A 13,600-nucleotide genomic window follows, 5' to 3' on the forward strand; every position below is an offset into this window, starting at 1 on the left:
AGTACGTCCAGTACTCGGGCGCCCCTCCGCCTTGCGATGCACGGCACCAGACAACGCGGGCTTAACCGGCAAGATCCGAAAGAGACGGCCTAGCCCTGACCCCGACGCTGTTCCTGGTGCTCGGCCCGCCGGGCCAGTCCGCGACGGCGGCGAACAACTTCGCCGACACCGCCCCGCGGGTGATCGCGGCCCCCTACGCCGAGGGCTTCAGGATGCTCGCGGTGATCTACGGCGTGCCCGTGATGGGCTTCGCCCTGCTGTGGTTCGTGCTCGCCGGCGCGGTGGTGGTGCGGGCCCTGCGCCGGGGCATGAAGTTCTCGATGACGTGGTGGGCCCTCACCTTTCCCGTCGGTACCCGTGTCACCGGCGCGGAGGGGCTGGCGCGCCACACGGGCCTGAACGCCTACGTCTGGCTCGCCGTCGCTCTGTACGCTTTCCTGGTCGCGGCCTGGCTGGTCGCCGGACTCCACACGCTGCGCGGGCTGTTCACCGGCGCGCTCGCGCCGGCCTCCTGACCCGAAGGGAATCCCGATGGTCCGCATCACCCTGGTCCTCGGCGACATCACCGCCGAGGCGGCCGACGCCATCGTGAACGCGGCGAACTCCTCGCTGCTCGGCGGCGGCGGGGTCGACGGCGCCATCCACCGGCGCGGCGGGCCGGAGATCCTCGCGGCCTGCGAGGACCTGCGCCGCTCGCACTACGGCAAGGGCCTGCCGACGGGCCGGGCCGTCGCCACCACGGCCGGCCGGCTCCCCGCCGAGTACGTCATCCACACCGTCGGCCCGGTCTGGTCGCGCGAGGAGGACCGCTCCGGGCTGCTGGCCTCCTGCTACCGCGAATCGCTGCGGATCGCCGACGAGCTGGGGGCCCGTACGGTCGCCTTCCCGGCCATCTCCACCGGTGTCTACGGCTGGCCCATGGACGACGGGGCGCGGATCGCGGTGGAGACCGTACGCACGACGCCCACCTCGGTGGACGAGGTGCGGTTCGTCCTCTTCGATGCGGCCGCCTACGCCGCCTTCGAGAAGGCCGCGGGCGGCGCCCGGTAGGCCGCGGCCGTACGCAGACGCGTCGGCGCGGGCGCGCGGACCCTCCCCCCGGCTACCGCCGGGAGGTGCCCCCAGGGCTGGGGCGGGGGTACGTACGGGACTGTTTGACGCTGCCGTACGCGAAGCTCGACTCGATGGAGGCGATGCCGGGGATCGCGTGGATCCGGTGGCGCACCAGGGCCTCGTAGGCTTCGAGGTCCTCGATGACCACGCGGAGCAGGTAGTCGCTGCTGCCCGCCATCAGGTAGCAGTCCTGGATGTGCTCGATGACCGCGACGTGCTCCTCGAACACCCGGACCGCTTCCGCCGTGTGGCGTTCCAGGCGGATCCGGACGAAGACGGTGACCGGGAGCCCGAAGGCGACCTGGTCGACCATGGCCGTGTAGCCGCGGATGAGGCCCGCCTCCTCCAGGCGCCGGACCCGGCGCAGACAGGGCGACGGGGACAGCCGTACGCGGTCGGCGAGGTCCTGGTTGGACAGGCGCCCGTCGGCCTGCAATTCCCGGATGATCTGCAGATCGACTGAGTCCATGGCCACTCCTTGGCAGATTCTGCCCCAAACGTATGTCCGAGCGGCAGAACTGGCAATCGGCTGCCCCACCCGAAGCCCTAACGTTGCCCCGGAACGGGCCGGACCGGCCCGGTCTCAGAGGCTGGAGCAATTTCCTTGGTCGCGACGAACACCACCCCGGCGGCCGCGCCTCCCGATGCGGCGGGCCCGCGGGCCGGACACCCCGGCCGGCGCGGGCTCTCCCCTCAGGCCGAGGGCATGCTGGCGCTGCTGGTGACCGTGGCCATCTGGGCCGCCTTCGCGCTCAGCGCCCGCGCCCTGAGCGCCTCCTCCCTGCTGCCCGCCGACGCGGCCCTGCTGCGGTTCGGCGTGCCCCTCGTCGTCCTGTTCCCCGCCCTGTGGCGACGCCGTCGCAAGATCGCGGCGGTACGGCCGGGCGCCGCGGCCAAGATCATCTGCGGTGCCGGGGTGCCCTTCTTCCTGGCGGCCATGCACGGCGGCGCCCTGACCTCCGCCGCGTTCGTCGGCTCGATCGTCCCCGGGATGGTCCCGCTCTTCGTCTCCGCGATCATGATCCGTCGCGGGCACGGCGTTCCCCGCGGGACGCAGACGGCCGGACTCGCGCTGATCGCGGCCGGTGTCGCCGCCCTCGTCTGGCGCTACGTCGTCCCCGTGGACACCGACGTGCTCGCCGGCTCCGGCATCCTCCTGGTCGCCAGCGGACTGTGGGCCCTCTACACGGTGGGCCTGCGCGAGGTGGACCTCGATCCCGTCGGATCGATCGGACTGCTGTGCCTGCCCTCCTTCGCGGTGATCGGACTCCTCGTCCTGACCGGGGTGCTCCCGACGGGCATCGCGCACGCGGCGGGCAGCGACATCGTGCTGTTCCTCGTGGTGCAGGGGCTCGGGGTCGGGCTGTGCGCCGGCCTGCTGTACGCCTTCGCCATCCGCAGGCTCGGCGCCGAGCGCAGCTCCGTCGTCGGCAGCCTCAGCCCCGTCGCCGTCGTCCTCCTCGCCGTCCCCCTGCTCGGCGAGTCGCCGACCCTCGCCGTGCTCATCGGCGTCCCCCTCATCACCGCCGGCGTCGTCCTCGCCAACCGCCGTCCCCGACCCAAGGTTCCCGCAGATGCTTGAGCTCCTCCCCCCGCCGCCCACCGACCCGCTGTGGGACCTGACGTACGAATTCGGTGACGACGAGCGGCCCGAGCGCCTGAACCTCGTCCTCGGCGTCTACCGCGACCAGACGGGCACCACGCCCGTCATGGCCGCCGTGCGCGAGGCCGAGCTCCGCCTGGCGCAGCGCTCGGAGTCCAAGGAGTACCGCGGCCTCTCCGGCAACGCCGCCTTCAACCGCTCGCTGCTGGACCTGGTCCTGGGCTCCGGCCCGGGCGGACCGGCCGACCGGGCCGCGGCCGTGCAGACCGTCGCGGGCTCCGGCGCGCTGCGGCTGCTGGCCGATCTGATCTGCCGGACCCGCCCGGGCACCACGGTGTGGATCAGCGACCCGGCCTACGTCAACCACCGGCCCATCCTGGAGGCCGCCGGGCTGAAGGTCCGTACGTTCGGCTGGCGCGACTCCGAGGGCGGCTTCGACACGGCCGGCGTGCTGCGCGAACTGCGGGACGCGCGGCGCGACGACGTCGTCCTGCTCCAGGGCTGCTGCCACAACCCCACCGGCGTGGACCCGCTGCTCGACGACTGGGAGGCGCTGGCCGAGTCGGCCGTCCGCGGCGGCTGGGTGCCCTTCGTCGACCTCGCCTACCACGGGCTCGGCGACGGCCTGGAGGCCGACCTGCTGGCCACGCGGATGCTGGCGGCGCGCGTGCCGGAGATGCTGATCGCCGTCAGCTGCTCGAAGAACTTCGGCCTCTACAGCGACCGCGTGGGCTGCGCCATCGTGCTCGGCGCCTCGGCCCAGGCCGTACGGCACGCCGAGACGGCCCTGCAGAACGCTGCCCGGACGCTGTACTCGATGCCGCCCGAGCACGGGGCGGCCGTCGTGACCACGATCCTGGAGGACGAGGGGCTCCGGGCCGCCTGGCGGACCGAGCTGGACGTCATGCGGGGCCGGATCATGGCCAACCGGGCCGATCTGACCGCCCACTTGAGCAATCTGGGCTGCGAGCAGCAGGCGCGGACGCTCGCGCGGCAGAAGGGGATGTTCTCGATGCTGCCGCTCACCTCGCACCAGATGCTCCGGCTGCGCAGGCAGTTCGCCATCTACGGCACGACCTCGGGGCGCATCAACATCGCGGGCATCCCGGCGCACCGGATCCCCTGCCTCGCGCAGGGCATCGCGGGGGTCCTCGGGACGGCGGACGCGCCCCGGCCGGTCATCCTCTGACACCGGGCGGCGCGCGGGTTCGGGTCCTTGCCGAGGAGGAATCGCGACGGCGGGCCCGGGGGCGGACACAAGACAGTCCCCGGCAGTCCGTCGATTCCATGAGCCATCCGCCGTCGCCGATGGCTCCCCTGGTCGACAAGACCTGCCGGGGGCCTGGCCAGAGCCTGGACTAGGGTCACGCGGGCCTCAGGACGTCTCCAGAGGGAGGTGCGGCTCTATCCGGTTATCCGGTGTATTGATGAGTTTCCTCCCTATTCGCCCTGAGTCAAGACTTTGCCGGACGTACTCTGAAAGAAATCCGCGTCGTGCCCCGTACGAGTCCGACGGAGGTGGAGCCATGACCACATGGCCCGTTTCGCCGGGGCCCGGAGCCACGGTCTGGGCGCCCGAGACGGTCACGGCCGACCCGTACAACGCCCAGACGCCGTCCGCCGCGCTCGCCGAGCCCGTCACACCCGTGGACGCCTTCTTCGTACGCGACCACTTCGGCATCCCGCGGACCGACCCCGGCCGGTGGCGGCTCCAGGTCGGCGGCGCCGCGGCCGCTCCCTTCGGCATCGGCTACGAGGAACTGCTCGCGCTGGAGCACCGGGAGCTCGACGTCGTCGTGGAGTGCGCGGGCAACGGCCGCAGCCTGATGTCGCCCCTCCCGCCCGGCCTGCCGTGGAGCCAACAGGCCGTGGGCTGCGCGCACTTCGCCGGCGTGCCCTTCCGCTCCCTCGCCGACCGGGCCCGGATCGATCCGGCGGCCGTGGAGATCGTCTTCACCGGAGCCGACTCCGGCCCGGTGCACGGCCGCCGCACGCCCTTCGAGCGCAGCCTCCCGCGCACCGTCGCCCTCCACCCGGACACCCTCCTCGCCACCCGTATGAACGGCGAGCCCCTCGCACCCGAGCACGGGGCCCCGGTCCGCCTGGTGGTCCCCGGCCGGTACGCGGTCGCCGACGTGAAGTGGCTGGTCGGGGCGCGGGCCGTGACCGGTCCGTTCACCGGCGTCTTCCAGGCCGAGGAATACGTCTACAGCGCCTCGCGCGGCACCCCCGAGGGCCCCGTGACGACCGTACGCGTCAAGTCGCTCATCACCGTGCCCGAGCCGGACACGGCCGTGCGCCGCGACCACGAGACCGTCGTGCGCGGCCGGGCCTGGTCGGGCGGCGGGGTACCCGTACGGAGCGTCGAGGTGCGGGCCGAGTGCGAGGACGACGACGGGGACCGCGACGGCGACCGGGGCTGGCACGCGGCCGAGCTCGAACCGCCGGTCGGCCCGTACGGCTGGAGCGGCTGGTCGTACCGGTGGACGCCCGCCCGGCCCGGCCCGTACCGGCTGCTGTCCCGCGCGACCGACGCCCACGGCGACACGCAGCCGCTGCGGGCCCCGTGGAACGCCCATGGCTACGGCTGCAATCCCGTGGCCTGTGTCGAGGTGGTGGTCGTATGAAGGGCGCCGGGGCAACGATCGAGATCATGACCACCGCATCGCTCGGCGACACCAGCTACCTGCTGGTGAGCGGTGACGAGGCCGCGCTCGTCGACCCGCAGCGGGACAGCTGGGAGCTGATGGAGTCCTGTACCGCCAGGGGGGTGCGCATCCGGTACGTCCTGGAGACGCACGTGCACAACGACTACGTCTCCGGCGCGCTGGAGGTCCGCGCGGCGACCGGTGCCACGGTGGCCGGACCGGCCCGCGCGCCCTACGCGTTCGACCACCTGGCGATGGCGGAGGACGACGAACTCGCCTTCGGGGACGTGACCGTACGGGCCATGGACACGCCCGGCCACACTGCCGAACACACTTCGTACCTCGTCTTCGAGGGACCCGAGGGACCCGGCGGCCCCGGCGGCTTCGACGGCACGCGGCGGGCGCCCTCGGCCGTCTTCACCGGCGGCAGCCTCCTCGTCGGCAACGCCGGCCGGACCGACCTGTCGGGCAGCGACCGTACGGAGGAACTCGCGCGGGCCCAGTTCCGGACGCTGCGGCGGCTCGCCCTGCTGCCCGACACCACCCGCGTCCTCCCGACGCACGGCGCGGGCAGCTCCTGCGCGGCCGGCCCGGTGTCGGGGGAGCGGACCACCACCGTGGGCGCCGAGCGGCGCACCAACCCGGTGCTGGCCGCCCAGGACGAGGAGGAGTTCGTGCGGGGACGGCTGTCGGGCCTGCCTCCGTACCCCGCCTACTACCAGCACATGGCGCCGATCAACCGGTCCGGGCCGCGGGTGCTCGGCGGCCCGCCCACGCTGCGGCCGCTCACCCCGGCCGTGGTGGAGGGACTGGCCGGGGGCGGTGCGCAGGTCGTCGACGGGCGCGACCGCGCGGCCTTCGCCGCCGCCCACCTGCCGGACTCGATCTGCGACGAGCTGGACGAGCGCTTCGCGAGCCTGGTCGGCGAGACCGTGCCCTTCGGCACGCGGCTCGTGCTGGTGCTGCCGGAACCGGCCGAGGAGGCCGCCCACGAGGCGATGGTCCAGCTGCTGCGGATCGGATACGAGAACGTCGCCGGGTATCTGGCGGGAGGCGTCGACGCCTGGGCCGCCGCAGGGCGACCGCTGCGCAGCTTCCGCACCGCGGACGCGGCCGAGCTGGCCGGGCGCCTCGCCGGGACGCGGGTGCTCGACGTACGGCCGGACCGCCCGGAGGGCGGCATCCCGGGCACCCTGGCCGTGCCCCTCGCCGAACTGCCCCGCAGGATCGGCGAGCTGCCCCGGGACCGGGAGATCTGGGTGGTCTGCGGCAGCGGCCGCCGGGCGACCGTCGCGGCGGGCCTGCTCGACCGGGCGGGGATCGCGGTGACGGCGGTGACCAGGGGCGGCGTGGGGGACCTGATCGGGCACGCGTGACACCACCGGGACCGCGGCTCCCGGACCGGGTCCGGCTCGCCGGTGCGCGCCCCCGCCGGGATCGGCTGAGGGCAGGTCGCCGTACACAGAGCCCCGCGCCCAGGCCTCGGATAGGGTGAATCGGTAGGAATCAGGCCCCCCGGGGTGAGGTCGGTGCATTGGACACTTACCAGTCGACGAGCGAGGTGCCGGACCAGCCCGTGGCGGCTGTCGGCTACGCGGGCGTGCTCCGCGAGCTGCTGCCGATCGCCCTGTGGCGGGAGGACGCCGACGGACGCATCGTGGAGTGGTCGCTCGCCGCCCAGGACCTGCTCGGGCACCGCCCCGAGGACATCCTGGGCCGCCCCGGCACCTCCGTCCTCGTCCCCGAGGCCAACCACGAGCTCGCCGACGAGCTGACCCGGCGCGTCCAGGCCGGGGAGACCGTGGTCGGCACCCTGCCCGTCCGCCACCGCGACGGCCACCGGGTCCGGATGGAGATGTGGATCGTCCCCGCCGTCGACCCGCAGGGCCGTACGGGGGCCATGCTCATCGCCGTGGAGACCTCCGAGGTCCTCCACATGCGCGACTCCCTCGCAGCCCTCCAGAGCCTCTTCACCCAGTCGCCCATCGGCCTCGCCACCCTCGGCCCCGACCTGCGCTTCCTGCGGGTCAACGACGCGCTGGCCCGGATGAACGGCGTCGCCGCCTCGGAGCACCTCGGCAAACGCCTCACCGAGGTGGTGCCCGGGGTCAACGCCACCGCGCTGGAGGCGACGATGCGCCAGGTCCTCGACGAGGGCACCGCCGTCGTCGACGTCCGCCGCACCGGGCGCACCCCCGCCGACCCCGACCACGACCGGACCTGGTCCTGCTCCTACGCCCCGCTGCTGGACGGCTCCGGGCGGCCCCTCGGCCTGATCGCCTCCCTCATCGACATCACCGAGGGCCAGCAGGCCCAGGCCGAGGCCGAACGGGCCCGGCACCGGTTCGCCCTGCTGGCGGAGGCGGGCACCCGCATCGGCACGACCCTGGACCTCCGCCAGACCGCCCAGGAGATCGTGGAGGTGCTGGTACCGCAACTCGCGGACTCGGCCGACGTACAGCTGCTCGAAGCGGTACTGGGTCCCGACGAGGGCGGGGTGCCCGCCGCCTCGACGGCCGGTGTCCTGCGCCGCCTGGCGGCCCACTTCCCCGACCCGACGGCCCCCACCGCCAAACTCGCCGCCGGCCAGACCTTCCAGATCCCCCTGGGCACCGTCTACGAGCAGGTCATCGCCGAGGGGCGGCCCATGAACCTGTACGTCTCCGACATCCCGGCGCTGATCACGTCCCCGCGCGCGGACGCCCTGCGCGCCTACCTCGCCACCCTCGGCTCGGCGCGCATGATCCCGCTGGTCGCCCGCGGCACCGTGCTCGGCGCCGTCGCGGTGACGCGGACGCGCGAGCGGGAGCCCTTCGACGAGCAGGACTGCGTGCTCGTCGACGAGCTGGTCGCACGTGCGGCCCTCAACATCGACAACGCCCGGATGTACACCCGCCAGCGGTACGCCGCCCTGACCCTCCAGCGCAGCCTCACCAACAGCGCGCTGCCCGAGGTTCCCGGTCTCGAACTCACCGGGCGCTACCTGCCGGCCAGCGACCACGACGTCGGCGGGGACTGGTTCGACGCCATCCCGCTGCCCGGCGGCCGGACCGGGCTGGTCATCGGGGACGTGATGGGCCACGGGATCCACGCGGCGGCCGTCATGGGGCAGTTGCGCACCGCGGTACGGACCCTCGCGCGCCACGACGTGCCCCCGGCGCAGATGCTGCGCTCGCTCGACGCCGTGGTGGCCGACCTGGGCGAGGACGAGATGGCGACCTGCGTGTACGCCGTGCACGACCCGGCGACCGGCGGCTGTGTGGTCGCCCGCGCGGGCCACCCGCCGCCGGCCGTGGTCGCCACCGACGGGAGCATCACCTTCCTCGACGGGCCGCCCGGGACCCCGCTCGGCACCGGCGGCCGGGACTTCCGCACCGAGGAGGTGCGGCTGCCCCCCGGGAGCCTGCTCGTGCTCTACACCGACGGCCTCATCGAGGCCCGGGACCGGGACCTCGACGAGGGCATGGACGAGCTGGCACAGGCCCTGCGCGGGGCGCGGCAGCCGCTGGAGGAGCTGTGCGACGGGATCCTGGAGCGGCTGCTTCCGCACGCCCAGCAGGACGACGTGGCCGTGCTGCTGGCCCGGACCCGGCAGACGTGACCCGGCAGGCGTGAGCCGCCGGGCCCGTCGCGGTCACCAGGCCAGGTCCTCCAGCGCGTCCAGGTCCATCGGGGCCGGCGCCGGCGGCTCCGCGCTCCCGGTCAGCGGCAGCTCGGCCCAGATGACCTTGCCCCGCTCGGTGTAGCGGGTGCCCCAGCGTTCGGCGTACTGGGCGACGAGGAACAGCCCGCGCCCGCCCTCGTCGGTGGTGGCCGCGTACCGCAGGTGCGGGGAGGTGCTGCTGCCGTCGGAGACCTCGCAGATGAGGCTGCGGTCGCGCAGCAGGCGGACCCGGACGGGCGCGCTCCCGTACCGGATGGCGTTGGTGATCAGCTCGCTGAGGATCAGCTCGGTGGTGAAGGAGATGTCCTCCAGGCCCCAGGCGGCGAGCTGCGCCGAGCCCGCGTTGCGCACCCGCGAGACGGCCGCGGGCTCGCCCGGCACCTCCCACTCGGCGATCCGGTCGGCCTCCAGCCGCCGGGTGTCGGCGACCAGCAGGGCGATGTCGTCGCTCGGCACCGGGAACAGCATCGCCGCGAGCACGTCCGAACAGGCCTGGTCGGGGCTGCGGCCGGGCCGCGACAGGATGTCGCCCAGCAGGCGCAGGCCGGTGTCGAAGTCCCGGTCGCGGTCCTCCACCAGGCCGTCGGTGAACAGCACCAGCCGGCTTCCCTCGGGCAGCCGGAACGAGGCGGCCTCGAAGGGCATGCCGCCCACGCCGAGCGGGAGCCCGGTGGGCAGCTCGGGGAACTCCACCTGCCCGTCGGGGCGGATCAGCGCGGGTCCGGGGTGTCCGGCGCTGGCCATCGAGCAGCGCCCGGAGACCGGGTCGTAGACCGCGTAGAGACAGGTGGCGCCGGTGATCCCGGCCGTTCCTGCCACCCCCTCGGGGTTGCTCTCGTCCTCGTCCGCGCCGCCCCCGGTCTCGTCCTGGTCGATCCGGTTGATCAGCTCGTCCAGGTGCCCGAGCAGCTCGTCGGGCGGCAGGTCCAGCGTGGAGAAGTTGTGCACGGCGGTCCGCAGCCGGCCCATGGTGGCCGCCGCGTGCACCCCGTGCCCGACGACATCGCCGACGACCAGCGCCACCCGGGCGCCCGGCAGCGGGATCACGTCGAACCAGTCCCCGCCCACGCCCGCCTTCGCGGGCAGGTAGCGGAAGGCCACGTCTACGGCGTTCTGGTCGGGCAGCACCCGGGGCAGCAGGCTGCGCTGGAGGGTCACCGCCATCGCGTGCTCGCGGGTGAAGCGGCGGGCGTTGTCGATGGAGACGGCCGCGCGGGCGCCCAGCTCCTCCGCGAAGGAGAGGTCCTCCTCGTCGAAGGGCTCGGGGGTGTCGGCCCGCCAGAAGTTGGCCATGCCGAGGACCACGCCCCGCGCCTGGAGGGGTACGGAGATCAGCGAGTGCAGCCCGTAGTCCAGGGCCACCCGGGTGCCCTGGGAGTCCTGGGCCCGCCAGCCCATGGCCGCGTTCAGGTCGGCCGCCAGCACCGCGTGCCCGGCGTCCAGGGCCGCCGCCATCGGGGCCGTCGGCACTACGAACCGGATGACGTCGCCGACCGGCTGGAGCGGCGAGTCGGCGCGGATCCCGGAGATGGCCGCCCGGCGCATCTCGGTGTAGATGCCGGTGACCAGCGAGGGCTCGTCGCCGCGCAGCACCGGCTCCAGCAGCTCCACCGTGACGAAGTCCGCGAAGCGGGGCACGGCGACCTCCGACAGCTCCTCGGCGGTCCGCACCACGTCCAGGGTCGTACCGATCCGCACCCCGGCGTCGTACAGCAGCTGGAGCCGGCTGCGGGCCACTTCCGCACGGCCGGAGAGCGCCGCGAGCTCGGTGGAGTCGCGCAGGGTCACCACGTTGCCGGTGGGCCGGCCCGCGTACGGCTTGGTGGGCCGTACGTTGACCGCGAGGAGCCGGTCGCCCGCCAGGTGGACGAGGTCCGTCACGACCCGGCCGGAGGCCAGCAGCTCGGTGGTGCGCGGGTCGAGGCCGAGTTCGGCGACGGGGCGCCCCTCGGCCTCGGGGGACAGGTCGAGGAGCCGGCGGGCCTCGTCGTTGGCCAGGACCAGCCGCCGGTCGGCGCCGATGATCAGCACGCCCTCGCGCACGGCGTGCAGGACGGCCTCGTGGTGCTCGTTCATCCGGGTCATCTCGGCGGCGCCCAGCCCTCGGGTCTGGCGCCGCAGGCGCCGGCTGACCAGGGCGGCGCCGCCCGTGCCCAGCAGCAGGCCGCCCGCCGCGGCGCCGAGCAGCAGCGGCAACTGGCCCTCGACCACCTGGGAGACGTTCGCCACCTCGATGCCGGTGCCGACCAGGCCGACGATCGCGCCGCTCGCGTCCCGTACGGGGACCACGGCCCGGACGGCGTCGCTCGGCTCGCCGGTGAAGGTCTCGGTGAAGGACTCCCCGGCGACGGCGCGGCCGAGGTCGCCGGTGGCCCGTTGGCCGATCAGCTCGGGCCGCGAGTCGGTGTAGCGGATCCCGTCGGTGTTCATCACGGCGATGAAGTCGACGCCCGAGCCCCGGCGGGCGGCCTCGGCCAGCGGCTGGAGCGCGGCGGTCGGATCCGCCGACTTCAGCGCCGCGGGGAGGCCGGGGGCGTGCGCGAAGGCCTCGGCGGCCGCGAGCGAGCGGTGGCGGGCGTCGCGCTGGCTGTCGTACCGGGCCTGGAACACCAGCGCCACCGCGGCGGCGGCGATCAGCAGCAGCACGATCGCCGCCTGGAGGGCGAAGACCTGACCGGCGACGCTGCGCCCCCACCGGGACAGGCGCGCGAGAAGGCGCGAACCCCACCCGGTCGGCTGGCGACCAAAACGTCCCGTCATGAGCCCTTTTTAACACTGTCCAGTGGGTTTGGGGTCGGCTGCAGGGGCGGCGGCAGCCGCCCGGTAGGCGCGGGGGCCGAGGCCGACGTACGAGGTGAAGTGCTGGCGGAAGGTGACCTCGCTGGCGAATCCGGCCCGGCGGGCCACCTCCGGAACGGGATGGTCGGTGCGCTCCAGGAGCTTGCGGGCCGCGTCCAGCCGGTGTTCCAGCAGCCAGCGGTGCGGGGTGGTGCCGGTGGCCGCGGTGAAATGGCGGGCGAAGGACCGCGCGGACATCCCGGCCCAGCGGGCCAGGGTGGCCACGTCCAGCGGTTGGTCGAGGGAGCGCAGGGCGCGCTCCCGTACGGTGGCCAGCGCCTCGGCGGTCCGGTCCGCGGCCGGGACGGGCCGGTCCAGGTACTGGGCGTGGTCCCCGGTGCGGAAGGGGCCCGTCACCATCGAACGGGCGATGGCGGCGGCGGCCTCGGCGCCGTGCGCCTCCCGGACCAGGTGCAGGCAGAGGTCGATCCCCGAGGCCACCCCGGCGGAGGTCCACAGCCCGTCGTCCTCCACGTAGAGGGGGGCGTCCTCGACCACGACCGCCGGGTAGCGCGCGGCGAGCTGCGGCGCCAGCCACCAGTGGGTGACCGCCCGGCGGCCGTCCAGCAGCCCGGCCTCCGCCAGGACGAACGCTCCGGCGCACAGGGCGGCGACGGGCACGCCCCGGGCGTGCGCCGCGCGCAGGGCGGCGAGGACGGGCTCGGGCGTCGGATCGGCCGGCTCGGCGAGCGCCGGTACGACGACCAGGTCCGCGGTGGCCAGCCAGTCGAGCGCGCGGTCGGGGGCCAGCGTCAGCCCGCCGGGCAGGGGGATCGGACCGGGCTCCAGGGCGCACCGGCGCAGCTCGAAGGCCGGCACCCCGTCGCGGCTGCGGTCGGGCCCCCAGACCTCGGTGATCACGGCCAGGTCGAAGCTGCGGATGCCGGGCTGGACGACGATCGCGACGCGGTGCATGACGGCATCCTGCCAGGGGCGCTCGGCCGGGACTGCCAGGTTGGCAGGATCTCATCGATTCGGGACACCGGTGGTGCTGTCGGGCCCGCGCCGCGGCGGACAGCATGGAGCCATGACACAGACCGCGATCGAGATCGCCCCCGACAGTGCCCTGCTGGTCATCGACGTGCAGAAGGGCTTCGACGACGCGTCCTTCTGGGGGCCCCGCAACAACCCGGCCGCAGAGGACAACATCGCCGCCCTGATGGACAGCTGGCAGGCCGCGGACCGCCCGGTGGTCCTCGTGCAGCACCTCTCCGAGCGCCCCGGTTCCGTCCTGGCCGCCGACCGCCCCGGCCACGCCTTCAAGGACCTGGTCGAGGAGCGGCGCCGCGGAGCCCTCGTGGTCACCAAGAGCGTGAACTCCGCCTTCTACGGCACCCCGGACCTGGCCGAGTGGCTCACCGCCCGGGGCATCGGCCAGCTGGTCGTTGTCGGCATCCAGACCAACATGTGCGTCGAGACCACCGCCCGCATGGCGGGCAACCTCGGCTACGACGTCCTCGTCCCGCTCGACGCCACCCACACCTTCGACCTCGCGGGCCCGGCGGGCCTGAGCCTGACGGCGGACGAACTCGCCACCGCCACGGCCGTCAACCTCCAGGGCGGCGGCTTCGCCCGCGTGGTGACCACGGCCGAGCTGCTCGCGGCCCCATCCAGCCCCGCCGGGGGTTGGGGGGGGGGGGGGGGGGGGGGGAGGCAGGAACCAGTGGTTGTATGGGGAGCAAGGGTGTTCGAAGCTGAAGTGAAAAAACGAGGGGATGGAGGGTTGGTTCAGGA

General features: G+C 74.1%; 9 protein-coding genes and 2 pseudogenes. 8 read left to right on the plus strand and 3 right to left on the minus strand.

Features of this window, described 5'->3' with window-relative positions; translation table 11 throughout:
- Window positions 1-89: 89 nt before the first annotated feature.
- Both ACZ45T_RS34310 and ACZ45T_RS34315 read left to right on the plus strand, forming a co-directional pair.
- A pseudogene (locus ACZ45T_RS34310) lies at window positions 90-515 on the plus strand (SLAC1 family transporter); the annotation flags it as partial.
- 16 nt (window positions 516-531) lie between these two features.
- Window positions 532-1,050 (plus strand): O-acetyl-ADP-ribose deacetylase, encoded by a 519-nt coding sequence (locus tag ACZ45T_RS34315; protein WP_468448047.1) that lies wholly within the window; start codon window positions 532-534, stop codon window positions 1,048-1,050.
- 52 nt (window positions 1,051-1,102) lie between these two features.
- Here ACZ45T_RS34315 and ACZ45T_RS34320 read toward each other — a convergent pair whose 3' ends face one another.
- Entirely contained in the window at window positions 1,103-1,582 is a 480-nt protein-coding gene (locus ACZ45T_RS34320; protein WP_468448048.1) for an Lrp/AsnC family transcriptional regulator, read from the minus strand.
- Between the two features lie 135 nt (window positions 1,583-1,717).
- Between ACZ45T_RS34320 and ACZ45T_RS34325 the strand changes: the two genes are divergently transcribed.
- From ACZ45T_RS34325 to ACZ45T_RS34345, 5 genes are all read left to right on the plus strand, one after another.
- Complete coding sequence (locus tag ACZ45T_RS34325) at window positions 1,718-2,695, plus strand: DMT family transporter (protein WP_468448049.1); 978 nt, start codon at window positions 1,718-1,720, stop codon at window positions 2,693-2,695.
- A complete protein-coding gene (locus ACZ45T_RS34330) occupies window positions 2,688-3,905 on the plus strand; it encodes an amino acid aminotransferase (RefSeq protein WP_468448050.1) in 1,218 nt (405 codons plus the stop codon). Before ACZ45T_RS34325 ends, ACZ45T_RS34330 begins: the two co-directional genes overlap by 8 nt.
- Window positions 3,906-4,242: 337 nt before the next feature.
- On the plus strand, window positions 4,243-5,343 hold the full coding sequence (locus ACZ45T_RS34335; RefSeq protein ID WP_468448051.1) for a molybdopterin-dependent oxidoreductase: 1,101 nt from the start codon (window positions 4,243-4,245) through the stop codon (window positions 5,341-5,343).
- Between the two features lie 26 nt (window positions 5,344-5,369).
- On the plus strand, window positions 5,370-6,740 hold the full coding sequence (locus tag ACZ45T_RS34340; protein WP_468448052.1) for an MBL fold metallo-hydrolase: 1,371 nt from the start codon (window positions 5,370-5,372) through the stop codon (window positions 6,738-6,740).
- A gap of 158 nt (window positions 6,741-6,898) precedes the next feature.
- The gene (locus ACZ45T_RS34345) at window positions 6,899-8,965 is read left to right on the plus strand and encodes a SpoIIE family protein phosphatase (RefSeq protein ID WP_468448053.1); all 2,067 of its coding nucleotides are present in this window, start codon (window positions 6,899-6,901) and stop codon (window positions 8,963-8,965) included.
- Between the two features lie 33 nt (window positions 8,966-8,998).
- Here the strand turns inward: ACZ45T_RS34345 and ACZ45T_RS34350 are convergent, their stop codons facing one another.
- On the minus strand, window positions 8,999-11,788 hold the full coding sequence (locus tag ACZ45T_RS34350) for a SpoIIE family protein phosphatase (protein ID WP_468448054.1): 2,790 nt from the start codon (window positions 11,786-11,788) through the stop codon (window positions 8,999-9,001).
- 9 nt (window positions 11,789-11,797) lie between these two features.
- Window positions 11,798-12,781: a GlxA family transcriptional regulator gene (locus ACZ45T_RS34355; protein ID WP_468448055.1), complete on the minus strand. Its 984-nt coding sequence runs from the start codon at window positions 12,779-12,781 to the stop codon at window positions 11,798-11,800.
- Window positions 12,782-12,893: 112 nt separating this feature from the next.
- On the opposite strand from ACZ45T_RS34355, the pseudogene ACZ45T_RS34360 reads away from it, so the two are divergent.
- Window positions 12,894-13,472: pseudogene (locus ACZ45T_RS34360) on the plus strand (cysteine hydrolase family protein); the annotation flags it as partial.
- Window positions 13,473-13,600: the final 128 nt, after the last annotated feature.

This window comes from Streptomyces sp. NPDC030995 (genome assembly GCF_055571215.1).